The 21715-nt window shown below is 35.4% G+C and carries 21 protein-coding genes and 1 riboswitch; of the genes, 13 read left to right on the top strand and 8 right to left on the bottom strand.

Features of this window, described 5'->3' with window-relative positions; all coding sequences use genetic code 11:
• Positions 1-55 precede the first annotated feature (55 nt).
• From GMB29_RS04045 to GMB29_RS04035, 3 genes are all read left to right on the top strand, one after another.
• On the top strand, positions 56-247 hold the full coding sequence (locus tag GMB29_RS04045) for a hypothetical protein (protein ID WP_136353645.1): 192 nt from the start codon (positions 56-58) through the stop codon (positions 245-247).
• Between the two features lie 161 nt (positions 248-408).
• Positions 409-1311 (top strand): PucR family transcriptional regulator, encoded by a 903-nt coding sequence (locus tag GMB29_RS04040; RefSeq protein ID WP_136353643.1) that lies wholly within the window; start codon positions 409-411, stop codon positions 1309-1311.
• Positions 1312-1440: 129 nt separating this feature from the next.
• Positions 1441-2553, top strand: coding sequence for an ABC transporter ATP-binding protein (locus GMB29_RS04035; RefSeq protein ID WP_136353641.1), 1113 nt, complete (start codon positions 1441-1443; stop codon positions 2551-2553).
• Positions 2554-2621: 68 nt separating this feature from the next.
• Here GMB29_RS04035 and GMB29_RS04030 read toward each other — a convergent pair whose 3' ends face one another.
• Positions 2622-2864: a hypothetical protein gene (locus GMB29_RS04030; protein ID WP_136353639.1), complete on the bottom strand. Its 243-nt coding sequence runs from the start codon at positions 2862-2864 to the stop codon at positions 2622-2624.
• Positions 2865-3203: 339 nt separating this feature from the next.
• Here GMB29_RS04030 and GMB29_RS04025 point away from each other — a divergent pair, with 339 nt between their 5' ends.
• On the top strand, positions 3204-3422 hold the full coding sequence (locus GMB29_RS04025) for an alpha/beta-type small acid-soluble spore protein (RefSeq protein ID WP_136353637.1): 219 nt from the start codon (positions 3204-3206) through the stop codon (positions 3420-3422).
• A gap of 159 nt (positions 3423-3581) precedes the next feature.
• Here the strand turns inward: GMB29_RS04025 and GMB29_RS04020 are convergent, their stop codons facing one another.
• Positions 3582-3899 (bottom strand): YbjQ family protein, encoded by a 318-nt coding sequence (locus tag GMB29_RS04020; protein ID WP_136353635.1) that lies wholly within the window; start codon positions 3897-3899, stop codon positions 3582-3584.
• A 249-nt stretch (positions 3900-4148) separates the two neighbouring features.
• On the opposite strand from GMB29_RS04020, the gene GMB29_RS04015 reads away from it, so the two are divergent.
• The 8 genes from GMB29_RS04015 to GMB29_RS03980 all read left to right on the top strand — a co-directional run bounded on the left by GMB29_RS04015 (position 4149) and on the right by GMB29_RS03980 (position 13705).
• Positions 4149-4466, top strand: a complete 318-nt coding sequence (locus tag GMB29_RS04015; protein WP_136353633.1) for a hypothetical protein — start codon at positions 4149-4151, stop codon at positions 4464-4466.
• 135 nt (positions 4467-4601) lie between these two features.
• Positions 4602-5108, top strand: coding sequence for a universal stress protein (locus tag GMB29_RS04010; RefSeq protein WP_168733836.1), 507 nt, complete (start codon positions 4602-4604; stop codon positions 5106-5108).
• Positions 5109-5342: 234 nt separating this feature from the next.
• A complete protein-coding gene (gene nhaC, locus GMB29_RS04005; RefSeq protein ID WP_136353629.1) occupies positions 5343-6719 on the top strand; it encodes a Na+/H+ antiporter NhaC in 1377 nt (458 codons plus the stop codon).
• A gap of 192 nt (positions 6720-6911) precedes the next feature.
• Positions 6912-7493 (top strand): hypothetical protein, encoded by a 582-nt coding sequence (locus GMB29_RS04000; RefSeq protein ID WP_136353627.1) that lies wholly within the window; start codon positions 6912-6914, stop codon positions 7491-7493.
• A gap of 164 nt (positions 7494-7657) precedes the next feature.
• A riboswitch (cobalamin riboswitch) is annotated at positions 7658-7833 on the top strand.
• A 129-nt stretch (positions 7834-7962) separates the two neighbouring features.
• Positions 7963-10248, top strand: a complete 2286-nt coding sequence (locus GMB29_RS03995; protein ID WP_136353625.1) for a ribonucleoside-diphosphate reductase subunit alpha — start codon at positions 7963-7965, stop codon at positions 10246-10248.
• 274 nt (positions 10249-10522) lie between these two features.
• Positions 10523-11569 carry a ribonucleotide-diphosphate reductase subunit beta gene (locus tag GMB29_RS03990; protein WP_136353623.1) on the top strand — a complete coding sequence of 349 codons (1047 nt, stop codon included), beginning with the start codon at positions 10523-10525 and terminating at the stop codon, positions 11567-11569.
• A gap of 203 nt (positions 11570-11772) precedes the next feature.
• Positions 11773-11925: a sporulation histidine kinase inhibitor Sda gene (gene sda, locus GMB29_RS03985; protein WP_227551505.1), complete on the top strand. Its 153-nt coding sequence runs from the start codon at positions 11773-11775 to the stop codon at positions 11923-11925.
• A gap of 307 nt (positions 11926-12232) precedes the next feature.
• Positions 12233-13705: a SulP family inorganic anion transporter gene (locus GMB29_RS03980; protein WP_136353621.1), complete on the top strand. Its 1473-nt coding sequence runs from the start codon at positions 12233-12235 to the stop codon at positions 13703-13705.
• 173 nt (positions 13706-13878) lie between these two features.
• On the opposite strand, the gene GMB29_RS03975 is transcribed toward GMB29_RS03980, so the two are convergent.
• The 5 genes from GMB29_RS03975 to GMB29_RS03955 all read right to left on the bottom strand — a co-directional run bounded on the left by GMB29_RS03975 (position 13879) and on the right by GMB29_RS03955 (position 19887).
• On the bottom strand, positions 13879-15135 hold the full coding sequence (locus GMB29_RS03975) for a DUF445 domain-containing protein (protein ID WP_136353619.1): 1257 nt from the start codon (positions 15133-15135) through the stop codon (positions 13879-13881).
• 181 nt (positions 15136-15316) lie between these two features.
• Positions 15317-15913, bottom strand: coding sequence for an undecaprenyl phosphate transporter UptA (locus GMB29_RS03970; RefSeq protein ID WP_136353617.1), 597 nt, complete (start codon positions 15911-15913; stop codon positions 15317-15319).
• A 175-nt stretch (positions 15914-16088) separates the two neighbouring features.
• On the bottom strand, positions 16089-16973 hold the full coding sequence (locus tag GMB29_RS03965; RefSeq protein WP_406600335.1) for a YitT family protein: 885 nt from the start codon (positions 16971-16973) through the stop codon (positions 16089-16091).
• 182 nt (positions 16974-17155) lie between these two features.
• Positions 17156-18760, bottom strand: a complete 1605-nt coding sequence (locus tag GMB29_RS03960; RefSeq protein WP_136353613.1) for a catalase — start codon at positions 18758-18760, stop codon at positions 17156-17158.
• A 140-nt stretch (positions 18761-18900) separates the two neighbouring features.
• Positions 18901-19887: a Gfo/Idh/MocA family protein gene (locus GMB29_RS03955; RefSeq protein ID WP_136353611.1), complete on the bottom strand. Its 987-nt coding sequence runs from the start codon at positions 19885-19887 to the stop codon at positions 18901-18903.
• Between the two features lie 200 nt (positions 19888-20087).
• On the opposite strand from GMB29_RS03955, the gene GMB29_RS03950 reads away from it, so the two are divergent.
• A complete protein-coding gene (locus GMB29_RS03950) occupies positions 20088-20948 on the top strand; it encodes a Cof-type HAD-IIB family hydrolase (protein WP_136353609.1) in 861 nt (286 codons plus the stop codon).
• Between the two features lie 139 nt (positions 20949-21087).
• Here GMB29_RS03950 and GMB29_RS03945 read toward each other — a convergent pair whose 3' ends face one another.
• Entirely contained in the window at positions 21088-21654 is a 567-nt protein-coding gene (locus GMB29_RS03945; protein WP_136353608.1) for a hypothetical protein, read from the bottom strand.
• Between the last annotated feature and the right edge of the window lie 61 nt (positions 21655-21715).

The raw sequence follows: 21715 nt of genomic DNA, 5'->3' as shown, positions 1-21715 counted from the left end.
TGCATGATAAAAGAACCTCACGCACAAACTAACGTGTATGAGGAGGTTTTAAGCGATGACCAAAAAAGATGAAGCTGTTAAACAAGATCTAAATTATGAAGGAAAAGACAAAGTATATTTAGATATTGACCGAATGATTAATGAAGGCTTATCCGGCGGCTCCGTTCATATGAGAGATGACACAACAAATATTGAAGAAGCCAGAGATCTAGTACAGGAAGATCCCCCAAATTTAGAAAAGCGCTAGTGCCTTGTTCAGGCCCTGCAAAAACAAATAAGGCTGCAATGATCATTGCAGTCTTTCCTTTTTATCCTACTTATCCCTCAATCATGATCTAGAAATTAAACTTTCATGCTTACAATTTCTTTTTTATAATGAAAGAATCAATGCATAAAAGGAGTAACTGAATGCTAGAAAATCTTATGCGTCATTATAAAGAGGCTTTTACGACAACATATAATCCAAAGGACACAACATATGAATGGTTTCAAACCGAGATTGGACAAATTTTTGGTATTCTTAAAACTTCTTTAAACGATAAAGAAAAAGACCTGCTTTCATCCTTGTTTGTCCCTGTAGTAAATCAAAATAATAGTCACTTTACAGCTGCTCAAAGTAAATGGTTTGATTATTTATTTACAAATACACACACACATCAATGCCCATTACCATCAGAACAAACAACACTACGATTTTACTATTATTATTTAAAACAACCGATAGATGATAAGCAGAGCTTTGAAGAAGCAATTAAGGGTATTATGAATTCGGATCTTGTCATTTGGTTGAGTTACTCACATGGTATTATTATCGAGGAAAAACCTTCTATTCATTTTGAAGTTGAATTATTGAAGGAAGTAACAGCTATGTTAACTGCTGATTTTTATGTAGAGCCTTATTTATATATGGGTCAGTTACAAAAAAACGATCTTGATTTGAAAAATAAATTTATGCTGGAGCAAAACTGCTTCCAAACATTGTTTCACTCCGATATTCGAAAAAAAGCCAGCACTTTTTCTGAAGCATTACCTTCGCTTATTATGGAGGATCCTACTACTATTATCAAAAAAGATATCCTTTCTAATCAAGTAATTGAAGCGCTAGAAGACAAAGAGCTTCTTCAGACGATTGATGCATTTTTATATGCTAATTTAAATGCTTCATCAACAGCAAAAAAACTTTTCATTCACAGGAATAGCCTTCAATACCGATTAGAAAAGCTACTAGAAAAGACAGGGTTGGACATTCGGACATTTTCAAATGCTGCTTTCATCTACATTGCCATCATGCTAGTGCAAAACAGAAGTTAAGATAACGCTTACAAGTTGCACAAAAGAAGTTCTTATTTTTTCATGCAACTTGTACGTTTACACTCTTTCATGAAATCCCTTACAATCTAAGTATATTAAAACGCTTTCAAACCTGGGGAGGAATTATTCATGGCAGAGTTAAAATTAGAAAATATTTATAAAATTTATGACAATAAAGTAACAGCTGTAGAAGATTTTAACCTACACATTAAAGACAAAGAGTTTATCGTATTCGTAGGGCCATCTGGTTGTGGTAAATCTACTACACTTCGTATGGTTGCAGGATTGGAAGAAATCTCCAAAGGCGATTTTACAATAGATGGAAAACGCATGAATGATGTTGCGCCAAAAGACCGTGACATTGCGATGGTATTCCAAAACTACGCGTTATATCCGCATATGAACGTGTATGATAATATGGCATTTGGATTAAAACTTCGTAAATTACCTAAAACTGAAATCGATCAGCGCGTAAAAGAAGCTGCAAAAATTCTTGGCCTTGAGCAATACTTAGATCGTAAACCAAAGGCATTATCTGGTGGTCAACGTCAGCGTGTAGCACTAGGCCGTGCAATCGTTCGTGATGCTAAAGTATTCTTAATGGATGAACCTTTATCAAACCTTGATGCTAAGCTTCGTGTCCAAATGCGCGCTGAAATTTCAAAGTTACACCAACGCTTACAAACGACAACGATTTATGTAACACATGACCAAACAGAAGCTATGACAATGGCTACTCGTCTAGTTGTTCTTAAAGATGGTATCATCCAGCAAGTTGGTACACCTAAAGAAGTATATGATAAGCCAGAAAATGCATTCGTTGGCGGATTTATCGGATCACCTGCAATGAACTTCTTCAAAGGTACCCTTTCAGATGGTAAATTCTCATTCGGTAAGAAATCTGTCACTGTTCCTGAGGGTAAAATGAAATATCTTCGTGAACAAGGCTATGTAAACAAAGAAGTTCTTTTAGGTGTTCGTCCTGAAGATATTCATGATGAGCCAGTTTTCATTGATGCTTCACACGGTACAAAAGTAACTGCTAAAATCGAAGTTGCTGAGCTAATGGGTGCAGAAACAATGCTTTACTCTGAAATTGATGGGCAAACATTTGTCGCACGTGTTGATTCACGTACAGATGTAAAACCAGGTCAATCACTTGATTTAGCACTTGATATGAACAAATCTCATTTCTTTGATGTTGAAACAGACAGCAGAATCCGCCCAGCTGGGGAAAAATAAGAACTATCCTTTTTACTAGGACGCTTATGATGATTCACAATCATAAGCGTCTTGCTTTTTCATTAGATTCACTCGTTGATGGCATTTGTTTCTTCATGATCACATAAAGGGCAAAAAAAATAATGCATGCATTTATGGTTTTCTAAAGAACGAATATTCCCATCAAAAAGCTTCATAATATCAATATCCATATATGCACTATAATCATCAAGGTAATCCGTGATCTTCCCCTTATCCTCCATGATCGATTGACAATTTGGACATAATATTACTTTCGATTCTAACCCATTGCATAAAGGACATAAATCCATCATTACATCTCCTTATTCACTACTTAGTACTAGAATCTCACATCTCAACATTTTTATGTAATAAGAAAAGCGCAAGTGACTTGTTCAGCCCCTACAAGCATAAGAACTAGACAGTAAGCGTAAGATCCTTTTTAAAATACATTAAGAAATATTTACCACAAAAAAGCAGAATATATTTTTTGTAAAAATCCATAATACTTAGTAACAACGGAGCACAAATTGTAAGAACTTATATAAATGGGTTACGCCGAGAAAGGCTATGAGATCATAATGATTTCATATTTTGGTGCAATTCCAACTAACCCAGCCAATAATTAATAATGAGGAGATGAATGACAGATGGCACAAAACAATTCAAACAGCAATTCGTCTAATCAACTTTTAGTACCAGGTGCATCACAAGCGATTGATCAAATGAAATATGAAATCGCTTCTGAATTTGGTGTAAACCTAGGTGGAGAAACAACTTCTCGCGCTAACGGTTCTGTTGGTGGAGAAATCACAAAACGCCTAGTATCAATGGCTCAACAATCTATGGGCGGTTTTACTCAACAATAACAATTAAATATATTGGCTAAAGAGGCTGACTTTTAGTCAGTCTCTTTGCAATTTAGAAAAGCGTAAGCGCCTTGTTCAGCCCCGACTCGAGGGGCTAGGCGCTGTAGCTAACACCAAAACTAAGGTAAAAATTTTATACTTTATATCTTAAAAAATATTTTATACTTCCACTACTACAGCTGTTCCATAAGCAATAATTTCAGAGGCATTTTGCATAACAGAAGAAGATTCCAATCTCATGCCGACTATTGCATTAGCTCCATTTGCATTTGCATTTTTAACCATTCTTTCAATAGCCTTTTCTCTAGCCTCTTCCATCATTTCAGTATATTCTTTTAGCTCGCCGCCAACAATTGTCTTTAACCCTGCCATGATATCCTTGCCGATATGTTTCGATTGAACGGTACTTCCCTTCACAAAACCCTTATATTCGATTGTCTTTTTACCAGGTACTGATTCAGTAGTTACAATAATCATTTGATCATCCTCCCTTTTCACATGAACAACTACTTTTACTATATCTTTTTAAGAAGAAAAGATGAATATTTTTTAAAGAAAAGTCCCTTCCCTCCCTACTATCTTTCCTATTCATTTTATAAATAATCGATTACGGGACTATTTATCTATTTTTCAATCATTGTGTTTCCTATCCTTGCAATAGAGGTAAGTAATCAATAACTAATAACAAACGAAAAAGATAACTCTTATATTCTGGAGGTAAAAATAATGAATAAAGTATTAACATTAAATTTACATTTAAAAAATCAATTACGAATTGACCAAGTTTTAACAATAAACCAACTAGCAAAGTCCTATGATGGAAATGTTTATTTCCTTACCGAAAGAAAGCACATTATTAATGCAGCAAAATTCCCATCATTAATTGCTTATTTATTAACAGTTAAAAACGGCCAATCATTAAAAATGATCATTGATGGTCCCTACCCGCAAAATGTCTTAAATAGAATTGAGGAAATTAGTTTATCAACAGCAATTAACCAAAAAGAACAACTGTTACAGCCTGCACTAAAAATAAAACTTTAATGGCAGTATTTACATAACAATATTGAAAACAGGAGGTCAAAACATGTTAAGAACGATTTTTATGATTGTCGGAGCGATTGTTGTCATATCCTTTTTACTTAACCTAATCTTCTAATCTTTGAAAGGATGATAAAAATGAAAGCTTTCCAGCATTTAGTAATAGCTTTTGATGGCTCTGAAGATGGGAAAGATGCTTTAGAGCTGGGGATTCATATCAGCAAGCAGCTCCATTCAGAACTATCTGTCGTTCAAATAGAAAAAAATAATCCATCTCGTGAAAATGCACTTGAAGAAAATATGGGATACCTCGCTAATAATAGTATCTTTCCAATTGATGATATGAGGAATTATCCAGCAGTGCCTCAACCAAAAAATCATGCTGATACAGGGGAAGCAGACAAAAAAACATTAGCATTTAAAAGTGAAACGAGACGACTATTAGATCATCATCATATTAAAGGAGATGTAACTGTCCTATATGGTGAGCCATCTGAAGCGATTATTTCCTTTGCAACAGATCATAATGCAGATCTAATCGTCGTAGGAAGCCGTAATATGAGCGGATTAAAGAGATTACTATTCGGAAGTGTGAGTGAAAAAATTTCACAACGTTCTAATATACCTGTATTAATTGCAAAATAAACCTAAGGAGGTAGACGACAGTCTACCTCCTTTTATCGTCAAACTATTTAGTTAAAATAGTATTTCAATAAAACAGATTATGCCAAATCCCTTTTACACAACCCTAAAATTCTAGTTATTCAGATACTCTTTCACGCGTTATCCATAATTAATATTGACATAAATTATTAGATTGATATAATACTTTTATGCAAAAAAGCATAAAAGCGTTGATGCTATAAAGGAGTATTTTATATGACAAAAACGAAGGGTCATTTTCTATTTAGAGAAACAATTTTCATCTTATTGCTTATTTTAGCCATCATTATTACTAGTTTATTTGTTTTTAAAATAGAACCACATTTTGCTCTTGTTAATTGTATTGTGATTATCACATTTCTCGGTTTATTAAAGCGCATTTCTTGGAAAGAGCTAGAAGAAGGAATGGTTAAAGGTATTCAAAGTGGTATACAGCCAATCATCGTTCTTGCCTTGATTGGAACTTTAATTGGTGCATGGATGAGTAGCGGAACCATTCCGACCGTTATGGTTTATGCGTTAACAATCATAAATCCAGCCTACCTTCTCATTACTTCTTTATTTTCCTGTATGCTTATATCAAGCCTTGTCGGAAGTTCCTTTACTACGGTAAGTACTGTCGGAGTGGCGCTAATGGGTGCAGGCATTGCAGTTGGCTTACCAGTAGAATGGGTTGCTGGTGCTGTCATTTCAGGTGCTTGTTTTGGTGATAAAATGTCTCCCATGTCAGATACAACAAATTTTGCATCAGGTGTCTCAAAGGTAGAAATTTTCACCCATATTCGCCATATGACAAAAACAACAATTCCTAGTATTGTGTTAACAATTGTGATCTTTTTTATACTTAGTCGAATCGCTTCTATTGATACAAAAGCACTTACAGAAATGGCAAATATGATAACGATCATAGAAGATCATATTCAAATAAGCAGTATTACTTTATTATCACCATTATTGGTGATCATACTCGCTATTCGACAAGTTCCCGTTATTCCATCATTAATCTTTGGTATCATTACAGCAGGTATCACATCAGTAGGTCTTCAAGGAATAAGCATCGGTGAATTTCTAACAACTTTACAATATGGAACATCCTTTCCAATTGAAAACGAACAAGTGGCAAACATGATGAACCGGGGTGGACTGCAATCAATGATGTGGTCGATTTCTCTCATATTGATCGCTTTTGCTTTTGGAGGTCTTCTAGATTCATTACAAATTATTCCTACTCTATTAAACGGAATGATTACCCGAGTAAAATCGAAAGGACAACTAATTCTTACAACTGCCTCCTCATCTTTTGCTGTAAATCTTTTAACTGGTGAACAATATTTATCAATCCTTATCCCTGGTCAATCTTTTAAGGGCTTGTATGACAAAATGAACATTGATCGAAAATATATGTCACGAACGCTTGAAGATGCGGGTACTTTAATTAATCCATTAATACCTTGGGGTGTCAGCGGTGCCTTTTTTGCCCAAACACTCGGAGTTCCTGTTCTCTCATACTTACCATTCGTATTCTTTTTATATTTATCACCACTTTTTTCGATTTTGTTTGGTTTTTTAAGTAATAAAAAAACTCAAGCATAATAAAAAGGCCATTTAATATGAAAGAAAAAGCAGTCTAAATCATCACTTGGTTTTAGAACTGCTTTTTTACATTCTATTTTAATGATTTCTCATTTGCGTTCCTCACCTTAGTAAAACCTATGAATAATCAATACTAGAAAAATCAGCCACTTCCATCCTTTTCATGTATAATTAGGATAAAAGGTGATTTGCATGCTTACTAGATTATTCGGTAACAAATATCATAATTTTTGGACATGGTTCATCAAACACTCGGACGAATTTTTTCATCTAGATGAAAATAATGTTGAACCCTTATTTAAGAGTCTTAGTAAACAGCTAGCAAAGATTAATCGAGATTTAACATTTGAATTTAGTGTTGAATTAATAGATGGAAAACGTGAATTTATCATAAGTGCTGATGGTATTTATTCAACCTTCCCAGATGTAATTAACCTTGTGGAAGCAGCTCCTAAGCTAGACCATTTTATCATTACTGCTTTTCGTCAAAGAGGGAAGGAATTCACGATTCAATATAATGAGGTTGAATTAGATCCAGCTGATATATTTTTTTCATATGAAGCTTACAGTGGTGATCAAATTGATATCGTTCTGTACATAAAGGGCTACACAGATAACCAAGATTTGGATGGAGCTGTATTTATCCTTCTGGATACCTTAATTGGCGAGTATGATGTTGCTACTAAAATTAGACATATTGATTTTCTACCTTTCGAAGAAAATCTTACGATTAAACCAATTCTAGAACTACCTGATATAGTTGATCATATCTAATTTGTTAGAAGTCTCCTAGAGACAGGGGGCTTCTTTTCATATGCCTATCGATATTTTTCGACAATTAAAAAGTATTGGTTGCTTAATTTGCAAGTCTGCTATATCATGTATATAGAATATAGTTACTACATATTGATAAATTCATACTTTTTAAAACTATATATTGTATTTAGCGAGTAAGAGGTGCCAATTTGGCTAAAAGGGAATCTGGTGTAATTCCAGAACTGTCCCCGCAACTGTAAGTGTGACGAACTGAGAAAACCACTGTACATCAAGTATGGGAAGGACTCATAGTAGGATGACCATAAGTCAGGAGACCTGCCTTAAACTTGCCAAAGTTTCAATTTCTTCGGGGACTGAGAAGATGGAACGATAGAAAGTCACCATGGGTTATTACTCTCCTATTCTTCTTATCTGTCGTTTTATCTCCTTTTCCCGAGAATCAAAACGAATAGTTGGAGGAATTATTATGAGTACAACTGCTACACCTATAATCATTGATGATAATCAAGAACAAGAAGCATTTGACACGAACAAACTTACATCATTTATTAAAAACATACATCAGCTTTTCCCTTCACTTCAAATAGACGATTATTTAATTCGAATCGAAAACACTATTCTCCAAAGGGATTCGTATACGTCTGAACAACTCACAAATTTACTGATATTAGAAGGTTTAGCAAATATTAATGAACATGAGCCTGAATGGACTTACTTTTGCGCTCAAATTTACTTATCAAAGCTTTATAAAGAAGCGGCTAAAAATCGAGGTTATGACAAAGAGCATAAATATGGAAGCTTCACACATCTTATTAAAACGCTTGTTTCAAAGGGTCTTTACCATTCAAAACTTCTAGAGCAGTATTCAAGAGAGGAAATTGATCAGATAGGCACCTTTATTCAACCGGAAAATGACCGACTGTTTACATATATTGGTCTTCGCACATTAGCAGATCGCTATTTAACACGCGATTTTTCAAAGAAAATCTATGAGCTTCCACAAGAACGGTTTTTAATCATTGCGATGACATTGATGGCTGGCGAGACGAAAGAACATCGACTAGAGCTTATCAAACAAGCTTACTGGGCAATGAGTAATCTTTATATGACAGTAGCAACCCCGACACTATCAAATGCTGGCAAGCCTATTGGACAATTATCCAGCTGTTTCATTGATACGATTGATGATAGTTTACAAGGAATTTTTGATAGTAATACGGATATTGCTAATTTATCTAAATCGGGCGGCGGGATAGGCGCGTACCTTGGAAAAATTCGCAGCCGCGGCAGTGATATTAAAGGTTTTAAAGGTGTTTCATCTGGCGTCATTCCATGGATGAAACAACTCAACAACACAGCAGTCAGCGTTGATCAACTAGGCCAGCGTAAAGGTGCGATTGCCGTATACTTAGATGTTTGGCACAAAGATATCTTCTCTTTCCTAGATGCCAAGCTAAACAATGGTGACGAACGGATGCGTACACATGACTTATTTACAGGTGTTTGCATACCAGATGTTTTTATGGAGCAGGTTGAAGCTCGTGGCGATTGGTATCTCTTTGATCCACATGAAGTCCGCAAAGTGATGGGATATAGCATCGAGGACTTCTACGATGAAGAAAAAGGAAATGGCAGCTTCCGTGAAAAGTACTGGGAGTGCGTTAACAATGAATCACTAACAAAAGAAAAAGTTCCAGCAATTGAAATGATGAAACGTATCATGATTAGCCAATTGGAAGCTGGTACACCATATATGTTTTATCGTGATGAAGTAAATAGACAAAATGCAAACTCACATCAAGGCATGATTTACTGCAGTAATCTCTGCACGGAAATTACGCAAAATCAGAGCCCGACTACTGTTGAAGAGCAATACACAGAGGATGGAAAAATTATTACAGTAAAAACACCAGGTGATTTTGTTGTCTGTAACCTCTCTTCTATTAACCTTGCAAAAGCAGTAATGGATGATGTATTAGAAAAACTCATTCCGATTCAAGTAAGAATGCTAGACAATGTTATTGATTTAAATACAATTCCTGTGCTTCAAGCAAAATTAACAAATGAGAAATACCGCGCAATCGGTCTTGGCACATTTGGCTGGAATCATTTATTAGCTCTCAAACAAATTAAATGGGAGCATGAAGAGGCCGTTCAATTTGCAGATAAACTATATGAAAAAATTGCCTTTCTCACCATTCAAGCAAGTATGGAGCTTTCGAAAGAAAAAGGTGCATATTCTGTTTTCAAAGGCTCTGATTGGGAAACTGGAACATACTTCGAAAAAAGAGGCTATTCCTCAGCTGAAAGCCAATTAGATTGGAATTCACTATCAGAGGCAGTTAAATCATACGGAATTCGCAACGGTTATTTAATGGCTGTCGCACCAAATGCATCAACATCGATCATTGCTGGAAGTACGGCCAGCATCGATCCGATTTTCCAAAAAGTATACTCTGAAGAAAAGAAAGATTACAAAATTCCAGTAACAGTACCTGACTTAAATCCAACAACTACTTGGTTTTATAAATCAGCTTATTTTATTGACCAGCACTGGAGCATCAAACAGAATGCAGCAAGACAACACCATATCGACCAGTCGATTTCCTTTAATTTATACGTACAAAACACAATCAAAGCAAAAGACTTATTAAACCTCCATCTATCAGCATGGAGAGAAGGTTTGAAAACAACCTACTATGTACGCTCAACATCTAGCACTATTGAAGAATGCGATTCTTGCGCTAGTTAACTAGAAAAGCGGAAGTGCCTGTTCAGCCCCGACAGGCATAAGGCGCGTATGAATAGAAGGTGTTCTTTGCCTTCAATTAATGCGTGACTTATGACCCCGAGGGGCTAGGCGCTGGAGCTAGACAATACCGAAAAGCGGAAGCGCCTGTTCAGCTACGACAAGCATAACAGGAATATATTAAAATCAAATTTCACATGAAGTTCCTAGGCACAAATTGACTAGGAGCTTTATCTATCTCTAGATAACCTAACCTTTTAAAAAGGAGCACATAAACATGCAGAACATAACCTTGAACAAACGTAAAATTATGGACGCTAATGCACCAAACCGCTCAACGGCAATCATCAATGGTGAAAGCTCCAATGTATTAAACTGGGATGATGTTGCTTACCCATGGGCATATCCACGCTATAAAAAAATGCTCGCTAATTTCTGGACTCCCTTTGAAATCAATATGGCACAAGATATAAAACAATACCCAGCCTTAACAAATGATGAAAAAGAAGCTTTTTTGAAAATAATCGGACTGCTTGCTCTACTTGATAGTATTCAAACTGATTATGCTGGAAAAGTTGCAGATTATATTACGGACTCAAGCATCAATGCACTAATGATCATTCTTGCCCAGCAGGAAGTTATTCACAATCATTCTTATTCATATGTTCTATCGAGCCTTGTTCCTAAACAAACTCAAGATGAAGTTTTTGAGTACTGGCGAAATGAACCTGTTTTAAAGAAACGAAATGACTTTGTAACTAGTGGCTACCAAGAGTTTGCGGAACAACCGACAGTTGAACATTTATTAAAATCAATTGTTTATGATGTCATATTAGAAGGACTCTTCTTTTATTCAGGTTTTGCCTTCTTCTACAACCTTGCACGTAATCAAAAAATGGTCGCGACAAGTACGATGATTAACTATATTAATCGTGATGAACAACTTCATGTCGACTTGTTTGTGCAAATCTTTAAAGAAGTTTTAAACCAATATCCGGAATATGCAACAGACGAGCTTGCTGCTTTTGTTAAGGATACATTCATCCAAGCAGCTGAATTAGAGATCGAGTGGGGAAAATTTATTATTGGTAATAAAATGGATGGATTAAATATGCAGGATATCGAGGATTATATTAAATTTTATGCAAATGTTCGCTGTCATCAACTAGGATATGAACGACCTTTTGAAGGCTATCGCACAAATCCTCTTAAATGGATAAAAGCATATGAGGAAGTAGATTTAGGAAAATCAGATTTCTTTGAACAAAAATCCAGACAATATACAAAAGTAAATCATGTTGATAATGGATTTGATGATTTATAATTCTAACGATTAATCAAACAAAAGTTTTCTCACCATTTGCATGGTAAAACCTCAATTTTTTGATAGTAAAAAACAATCCATTCGTACTGTTTTTCTCACTTACCGCTAAGTCCTCGTTTAATGTTGTGAACTTAGTGGTATGTAGTAGACACAGACTAAAATAAGCATCCTCTGTTCTTTTAGGATGTGGTTAGGAGGTTGGATTGAGATTTTCAACTTTGTCAGACAAAACACTTTTAAAAAGCTATCATGAGGCAAGCAAATTGCAAGTTTGTGAAGATTTTATAAAAATGCTAGAAAAAGAAATAGATGCAAGAGGACTTTCTTTGCTTAAACCAACCAACAAAATAAAATAATCCTTTTTACAGTTGACTTCGTAAAGTGATGATTACTTTTCCATTACTTTGAGTCAACTTTTTTCATTGCAAGAATATCCCATACGACTTTTGCCTTTTATTTTTGAAGTAATCTTACAAATATGGACTAAATTTGAAGGATATGATTGATATTTAAAATAAATCATATATTAAAACGCTTACATAAGGTTATTACAATACTTTGTTTAATGATATAATCATGACCGTTAATAACGGACGGGACTTTTATGAGAGTTAAAAGTCATTTATTTTTTCACAATTAAAGATAGAAGAAAGAGGTGCAGTTTTGAACACACAAACATTAAAACAACAATGGTTTGGGAATATTCGGGGTGATATTTTATCAGGGATTGTTGTTGCATTAGCCCTTATACCTGAAGCAATTGCGTTTTCCATTATTGCGGGTGTTGATCCAATGGTTGGATTGTACGCTTCATTTTGTATTGCCGTCGTAATTGCCTTTGTAGGTGGAAGACCTGGGATGATATCTGCTGCAACAGGTGCAATGGCATTAGTTATGGTTACGTTAGTAGCTGAACATGGACTCCAATATTTACTAGCTGCAACCATTTTAACGGGGATTATTCAAATCATTCTAGGTGTTCTAAAAGTAGGAAAACTTATGAAGTTTATTCCACGTTCTGTCATGATAGGGTTTGTTAACTCTTTAGCGATTTTAATTTTCACGGCACAATTGCCGCACTTCGTTGGGGAAACATGGGTTATGTATGTAATGGTTGCTGTCTCTTTGGCAATTATTTATATACTGCCCAGATTTACAAAAGTAGTTCCGTCACCGCTTATAGCCATTATTGTCATGACTATTTTTGCTATTTTATCAGGAGTATCTGTTCGGACAGTAGGCGATATGGGAGAATTAACCCAAACTTTACCATTATTTTCAATTCCAGAGATACCGTTTAATTTTGAGACACTACAAATTATTTTACCTTACTCAATCGCATTAGCTCTTGTTGGCTTATTAGAGTCTCTCTTAACGGCACAAATTGTTGATGATATGACAGATACAGAAAGTGATAAAAACAAAGAAGCTAAAGGCCAAGGTATTGCCAATATTATCGCTGGTTTCTTCGGAGGAATGGCTGGCTGTGCAATGATTGGCCAATCAGGAATCAATATTAAATCCGGCGGCCGCGGCAGATTATCTACATTAGTTGCCGGCGTCTTTCTCATGATTTTAATTATCTTGCTAAACGATATCTTGGTGAGAATCCCAATGGCTGCTTTAGTAGCTGTTATGATCATGGTTTCCATTGGAACATTCGACTGGTCTTCTTTAAGAAAACTGCACATCATACCTATTTCCGATTCTGCCGTTATGATTGTAACTGTAGTGACCGTTGTGCTTACACATGATTTATCAAAAGGTGTTCTTGCAGGTGTTTTACTAAGTGCTGTCTTCTTTGCTGCTAAAATTTCAAAAGTATATGTAGATTCAAAGCTCGATAAAAAAAGCAGTAAGAAAATATACAGTGTAAAAGGGCAATTATTTTTCGCTTCCGTGACAGATTTAGTCTCAAACTTTAATTATAAAGAAGAGATCAGTCATGTGGTGATCGATTTTAGTCAGGCACACATATGGGATGATTCTGCAGTAGGTGCAATTGATAAAATTGTTTTAAAATATAAACAAAACGGTACAGAGGTTAGCATTGTGGGACTGAATCAAGACAGCTCAACTCTTGTTAAAAAGCTAGCCGTCTACGATAAAACAAATGCTAATGTTGCGAATCATTAACAAAGCGTAAGTGCCTTGTTTCATCAAACTAAACATCTTTATACCTTTTAATGAGAAAAAGGAGCGTGACTTTTGAAATCACGCTCCTTTTCTATTGATGTATCTAAGCTTCTCTTTCTTACTTGAAAGAACACCAAATTTCCATAGTAATCCCTCTTAAGCATAAAAACACGTTAAAATAAAGTAGAGAGAGCTTGTACACCTGTTAGGATAATCCCAATGATGAAACCACAAACAGCTCCATTCACTCTAATCCATTGTAAATCTTTTCCGATATTATTTTCCATCATCGAAATAAGTGTTTCATTGTCTAGTTTATCTAAATTTTCTTGGACTAGATTGCCGATCTGTGCATGATTTTTTTCAACTAGAACGGCGATTTGTTTTCGAATCCAATGGTCAATCTCGTTATTTTTTTCCTTTAGCATGTCTAGTATGCGATGTGCGAGAGGCATAAGATATGTATCAATGAAATTGTCGGCTTCTACGAATTCAAGTCCAAGTTGTTTTATTTGTTCAAGGCTATTCTTAATTGTTTGATCAGGCTCCCAATTTGCTAAAAATTGATTTTTCCATTTTTCAGCTCCATTTATTAATTCCTCGTTAGCATCCAAGCCTAAAATCTCTTTCTGTATATAAAGAATTAATGCTTTTCTATTTGGTTCTTCCTCTTTTTGCAAATTACTGACAACACTTAATAAGAGATTTTTTATAATCGTACCTAGTTTTTCTTCACTTAGAATATTTTGAATAGACTTAAGGGCAAATTGCAGAATGCCATCTACCTCAATCTTATTGAGCATATTCATTGAAACTGTACCTAATTTTTGACTTGTCTGTTCATGATTTAACCAAGACTCCGCCTTTTTTAACAAAAAATCCAATGATTTCTTATCAAATTGTTCACTAAGGAGTTTTTCGCTGATTATACCAAGAAGCTTTCTCATTTCAACTTTGGAGAGATTAGAGATTAATTGTTTTTTAATAAAAGGTGCCAGCTTCTCTACATCTATATAACGAATCAATCTCTTTAGCATTTCGACTAAACCTTTTTGAAAAGCTTCCTTTTGTATTTCTTTTTCTACAATTGGAAACAGCTTCTCCGAAAATTCAACAGATTTTACTTTCTCTTGAATACTTTCTTTAGAAAGCCAGTCATTTTTCAGCATCTTTACTAATGCATTTGTTAGTCGTTGACGATTATTTGGCAACAGTGCTGTATGTGGGATTTTTAAACCGAGTGGATGTCGGAATAAAGCTGTAACGGCAAACCAGTCTGCTAATCCGCCAACAAGCCCTGCCTCAAAGCCGCCTTGTAATAAATCTACCCAAAATGTACCTTGAAACGGGATTGTTGCGATGAACCCACCCCCCATAATAATTAATGATATCCTAGCGATTTTTCTTGACTCATTTTTTTTCGTTGACATATTTTTTCCCTCTTCTTTACTTAATCTACTATTTACTATAACGAATCATTTGGAAAAATAAAATTATTTCATCTTGTTCCAATTATCAAGAAGAATGTTTGTTTTCTTATAATATCTAGTATACATTAAGAACTAAAAAATACCCTTCTGAGAAAATGTGAAGGGTATGTAAATAATTTTATTAGTTTGTCCGAGGATTCCTAAACTTTTTCACTAAGTAATAAACCCCAGCCATTAAAAGGGAAAAGCTAATGATCGGGATTAAATAGGGACGGGCAGCTTCCTTTATATACATCCAATTACTTCCTAATTCTATCCCTAAATATAAAAAGAATACCGTCCATGGAATCATAGCAGCTAAGGTGTAAACGGTGAATTTCCATAACGGCATTTTAGCAATCCCTGCAGGTATACTAATCGCATGCCTGACAACAGGAATAAACCTTGCACCGAAAATAACGCCAGATCCATACTTTTCAAACCAGGCCTCTGATAAATCTAAATGATGCTTCTTTAATAAAAGAAATTTACCAAACTTCTCAAGAAAAGGCCGGCCTCCATAGCTCCCTATCCAATAAAGAAATAACTGTGCAATTGTTCCGCCAATCACTCCTGCAGCAAATGCTCCAAAAAAACTGACCTTTCCAAGCACGATTAAATATCCACCATATCCTAACACAATCTCACTCGGGATAACCTCTAGCATTAAACCTAGCGCTATCCCTAAATACCCCAGGCTTGTCAGCCATTCTAATACATTCAGAATCGCTTCTTCCATATGTTCACACCCTTACTTATTTTTCACGTCCAAGCAGCACTTGTCCTTATATAGGTATGAAAGATGAAATAGAAATAGCCCAATCATTTTAGAAAAGCAGGACAGTGTAAGGCAGATAGCAGCCCGTACAAAAAAAACTCTGCGGTACAATCCTCTCCACAGAGTTCCAACATAATTAATGAATATCTTTTTTCTTAAACCTTCCGCCCCGAACCTCTGCAATGTTTGCCACTGCTAAAAAGGCAGAAGAATCGATGTCTTCTACGATCGATTTTAATTTTGCTTCCTCTAAACGGGTAATAATACAGAATATAACTTTCTTATCATCACCTGTATATGCACCTTCACCATTAAGATATGTTACACCACGGCCTAAACGAGCTAAAATGGCATCACCAATTTCGCGGTGCTGATCACTAATGATCCAGGCTGATTTTGATTCATCTAGTCCCTGTATCACAATATCAATTGTTTTGTAAGCAACAAAATATGCAATCAATGAATACATCGCTCGATTCCAGCCAAAGACAAATCCGGCACTTCCAAGGATAAAGATATTGAAAAACATAATAATTTCGCCAACTGAAAATGGTAATCTCTTATTCGCTAAAATGGCTAAAATTTCGGTTCCATCTAATGAACCGCCATAGCGAATAACAAGTCCAACACCAATTCCTAGAATAATACCACCAAAGACAGTTGCTAAAAGGATATCCTCAGTAAAAGCGGGAACAGGATGAAAAAGTGCTGTAGCGATTGAAAGAATGGTAATTCCAAACAAAGTAGATAGTGCAAAGGTTTTGCCAATTTGTTTATAACCAATGAAGAAGAAAGGAATATTAAGGAGGAAAATAAATAGACCAAGATTCATCCCTAAAAGATGAGAAAGAATAATTGAAATCCCGACAATTCCTCCATCAATTACCTTATTAGGAACTAAGAAAATCTCTAAACCGACAGCCATTAAGACTGCACCGACAAAAATAAATAATGCTCTTCTAAATATTTTTGTTTTTGATAAACCTTGATGTTTAATCTGTCTTTGTACGTCGATTGGCATTTCTGTCATAAACTTCCCCCTTTTTTGCTAATTTCTATGTATCTACGTTTATTTCCTTCTATTATAACCTATACCCTCTTTATCCCCCTACAAAAAAAGCTTGAAGCCGTTGAAATTTTAACGTCCTCAAGCTATGCCATCATAAAGGTATTTAACTTTTCCTCAAGGACTATGAGACAACTTTAATATGGATCAGCTTCATGCCCTTTTTTCACAGCTTTTTCAGGAGCATGATCTCCATCTTTGTTGCCAAGCGGCTTTTGGCTAGATCCCCCTTTTGACGCATGAGCTAAGCCCTCTCTTAACCTGCGACCATACTCTTCATCTGCTTCCTCAGCAAGTGCAATCATTTTATCTTGAATTCTTTGATCACAATTAGAAAGATCGTTTACAAGGTTTGAGATTAATTCATCTTTTTCCCATTGCTCAAATCTACGGTATGTATCACCTGCTTGTTTTGTATTGCTTTGACGGTCAATAGACTGACGGACCAAGTTCCCCTCAATTTTTGGTGTATATTCTTTTCCAGCCTGTTTCGCTTCTTTTAATCCGCCCAAAATTGATGGTTCGTAATTAATATGAGGATTTTGACCAGGAGCACGATCGACTTTATATTGCATTTGACCGCCACTTTGATTCGTTGCCACACGTTTTTTCGGTGCATTTATTGGTAGCTGTAAGTAATTTGCCCCTACGCGATGGCGTTGCGTATCTGAATAAGAAAACGTCCGCCCTTGCAGCATTTTGTCATCGGAAAAATCAAGTCCATCAACAAGAACACCTGTCCCAAATGCCACTTGTTCTACTTCTGTAAAATAATCTTCCGGATTTTTATTTAAAACCATTTTTCCGACTGGCAGCCATGGAAACTGATCCTCCGGCCACAGTTTTGTATCATCAAGGGGATCAAAATCCAATTCTGGATGGTCATCATCGCTCATAATTTGGACAAGCAGCTCCCACTCTGGAAAATCGCCACGCTCAATCGCTTCATATAAGTCTTGAGTGGCATGATTAAAATTAGTCGCTTGAATTTCACTTGCTTCTTTTTGGGTTAAGTTTTTAATGCCTTGCTTTGGTTCCCAATGATATTTCACAAGTACTGCTTGCCCCTCACTGTTTACCCATTTATATGTATTAACACCAGAGCCCTGCATCATACGATAATTTGCTGGAATCCCCCATGGTGAGTAAACAAACGTGACCATATGGAAGGTTTCAGGAGAACTGGAACAAAAGTCAAAAAACCTTTCTCCATCTTGAATATTTGTAATTGGATCTGGTTTAAAGGCATGAATCATATCCGGAAACTTTATAGCATCACGAATAAAGAAGATTTTCAAATTATTCCCAACTAAATCCCAATTTCCGTCCTCGGTATAAAACTTGACAGCAAATCCACGTGGATCTCGAAGCGTTTCTGGAGAATGACCACCATGAATAACAGATGAAAAACGGACAAATACTGGGGTCTTTTTCCCTTTTTCTTGAAATAATTTCGCTCTTGTATATTTCGAAACATGTTCTTCACCAGCTGTTCCATATGCTTTAAAATAACCGTGTGCACCAGCACCACGCGCATGAACAACACGCTCAGGTACACGTTCTCTATCAAAGTGGCTGATTTTTTCAATAAAATCATAATTTTCTAAGGTAGCAGGTCCGCGATTTCCGACCGTTCTTATATTTTGGTTGTTTGTAACGGGATGCCCTTGTCTGTTTGTGAGCGTATCATCATTTTCAGCATTTGTTTTTTGATGTTCAAAATCTGCACCATTATCTATCATCCTTTACCCTCCTCGTCATAAACAATGGTTTATTATGGTAATCCATCGTTCCACGTATACTATCCCCCTTTTTCTACTAAATATTCAAAAAGGATCGCCTCTCACTGCTAATGGCAGTTTGAAACGATCCCTTCTATCATTTATTTATCTGCAGGATAAACCAAACCAATTTGTTTTCTGCTATCTTCTAAAATTTTTGCCGTTATTAATGTATTTTGATGAGAATTCACCTCTGATTGGTCTTTTTTGTTTGTTACCACTTCGACAAATTCCTTCACTTCATAATACATATCATCTGAATCCTGAGGTCTTGATATATCCTCAACAGTACCATCCTTATAGTGGATTTTCACCTTTTCTGGTGTGTTTATTTTATCGAAAATGATACTTCCATTTTCCCCCTGTATTTCTGATGGCACATATGAGTTAGTTATTTTAGAGTACATAATAACGGCATCCATATCATCGTACGTTAGTAAAATACTTCCCTCACCGTCAACACCCGACTCAAGCATATAGCTTGTGGCTTGTACTTGCTTTGGTTCCCCAAAAAGCGCGACTGCTGGATATACACAATAAATGCCGATATCCATTAATGCTCCATTGGAGAAAGCTGGATTAAATGCATTTAAGACAATTCCTTCTTTATATTTATCATAACGAGAGGAATATTGACAGTAGCTTGCAAAATAACGTCGCACCTTTCCTATTTTATGTAGATTTTCTTTTATGGTATCAAAGTTCGGTACTAACGTTACTTTCAAAGCCTCCATTAATACGACTGAATGCTCATTAGCAACTTTGACCATCTCGATAATTTCCTTTGTGTTTGAAGCAATCGGTTTTTCACACAGAACATGCTTGCCATTTTGCATACATAAAATTGCTTGTGATGCATGTAGTGAATTAGGGCTTGCAATATAAACTGCATCAAACTCTTGACTACTAGCAAATTCAGTTAAATCAGTATATATATGTTTAATGGATGTAAATTTAGCAGCAAATTCCTCAGCCTTTTCATTTGTTCTTGAATAAACTGCTGTTAATGAAAAACCTTCCACTTTACTTGCTGCTTTAATTAATCTTTCCGTTATCCAATTCGTACCGATGATTCCAAATCTAATCATAAAGATTCTCCTCCATATTCCTTCATCTATTGGAAAGTATAACTTTTTTTGACAAAAAGGAAAAGCATTTAACGAATGCCCATATTTTTGCACATTTTTCTAATGATTGTACAAAAAATATGTCATAATAGATAATTGAGTAATGAAATAATCTATACATACATGTCGAGAAAAACAAACCAAAAAGGAGACTGGAAAAGATGAAAAAATTAATTGCAATTGACCTTGATGGGACATTGTTATCGTCTAATATTGATATTTCAGAGGAAAATGTTCAAGCGATTCAAAATGCTCAAAAAGCAGGACATATCGTTATGATTTGTTCTGGACGTGCACCAGAAGATATTAAAACGGTTATTGGTAAAACCCCGCTCCAATGTCCAGTTGCAGGCAGTAATGGCGCGATGGTACTTGCTGACGGAAAATTATTAAGTCAAATTTCAATCAATAAAGAAACAGTGAAAAAAGTAGCAGCAGTTCTTGATGAATATAAATATCCATTCAAAATCTATACAAGCCAAGGTATCTTTATTGCTTCATCATGGACAGAACGTATGCTAGTGTTTTTAGAAGAAAACAAAGAAATAACGAAAAACTTAACTCCTAAAGAATACAAACTAATGACTGAACAGCCTAAAGAAACAGAATCAATTAAAATATTTGATCAATTAGAAGCTGTATTAAAAATCGAGAATATTGCGATTCAAAAGTTCTTCGTACCTACTCTAGCAGGAAAAACTGAACTTACTGCAAGATTAAAGGCGTTCGAAGGCATTTCAATTACTACCTCAGGTCCATTTAATATTGAGGTTATGGATACAAATGGAAATAAAGCCAATGGTATTCAAGTTATGGCTGAATACTTTAACATACCGATTGAAAATACAGTTGCAATTGGGGATAATTTCAATGATGTTCCAATGTTAGAGGTAGCCGGTCTTTCTGTTGCCATGGGAAATGCAGATCCAACCGTAAAAGATTTGGCGGATGTCGTAACATTAACAAATAATGAGCATGGTGTTGCACATGCCATTGAGAAGTATGTGTTAGCTGCTAAATAAAAAGGTAAATACAGCTACAGGCAAATAAACTTGTTATTTAATTTTGATGTACTTTAAACACTAATTCCTGAAAAATAAGGCTTGAGTGAATATATCCTCAAGCCTTATTTTTTATGCCTCTTCATCTAACAATGATACATTAAGTACGTACTACATCTCTTAGTCTTAAGATCAACTTTGTGAACCAGTAAGTAATAAATACGATCCCCAAGTCAATTAAATAAAGATAAAAATGATTCATTCCTTTTCTAAATTCCACTAACCCCAAAAATCTTTCAATACCAGCAAAACCAAATGCAAATATTGCACTTAACAATAATGTAGACAGATAGAAATTTTTATTGTGATTTGTACAATATTGATATAGCAGCAAGAATCCTACAGGTAGTACCGATGCAGTAATGTTTGTCGCGATTGGCAATACAGGTGTTAGAAAATATGTATGAACAAAGTAACCGTTTCGCCCAAGGGCAAGATCAATATAGCCCCAAAGCATATGGATTGTATATCCGAAGAATAATACCTCAAAAATTCTTTTTCTGTCTAACATAAAATATAGCAATATGAGTGGAATGACTAATAAAGAAATGACTACCCAGAACTGCCAAGTCTCGAAATTAGAATATTGATTCCAGTATGAAGAATATAATGAGTTTAACTCATCACTTTTTTCATATATTTGTTCCCAATACTGCTCGTTATCCACTAGATAAAAAACCTCCTATTACAAAGCCATACATCTTTGTTTTTGAATCAGGCCTATTACA

The sequence above is a fragment of the Metabacillus sediminilitoris genome (genome assembly GCF_009720625.1).
GTDB lineage: Bacteria > Bacillota > Bacilli > Bacillales > Bacillaceae > Metabacillus > Metabacillus sediminilitoris.
This window is presented reverse-complemented; position numbering and strand designations above follow the sequence as displayed.